Annotated in this window: 1 pseudogene; it reads left to right on the top strand. The window is 63.3% G+C overall.

Features of this window, described 5'->3' with window-relative positions:
* Positions 1 to 335 (top strand): annotated as a pseudogene (locus MLGJGCBP_RS48520) (hypothetical protein); the annotation flags it as partial.

Here is a 335-nt window from a genome sequence, read left to right as displayed (position 1 = left end):
TTCGTGCCGGTCGACGACGAGAACACCATCTTCTACTTCATCCACGCCCGGGAGGGCGACGAGATCATCGACGAGCCCTACCGGGCCAAGATTCTGGAATGGTCCGGTGTCGGTGACCTCGACGACGACTTCCACATGGACTTCCACTCGGGGAACATGTGGCGGCAGGACCGGGACCTGATGGACCGCAAGAAGCACGGCGACCACTTCAGCTTCAGCGGCATGACCGGCAACCAGACCGAGGATCTCGGGGTGCAGGAGAGCATGGGGCCGATCGAGGATCGCACCCGTGAGCACCTGGGTACGTCCGACCTCGCCGTCATTCGGATGCGCCG

The sequence above is a fragment of the Rhodococcus sp. T7 genome (assembly GCF_009872365.1).
Lineage (GTDB): Bacteria > Actinomycetota > Actinomycetes > Mycobacteriales > Mycobacteriaceae > Rhodococcus_F.
Note: the sequence above shows the minus strand (reverse complement) of the source record. Positions and strands in the feature narration are given on the sequence as shown.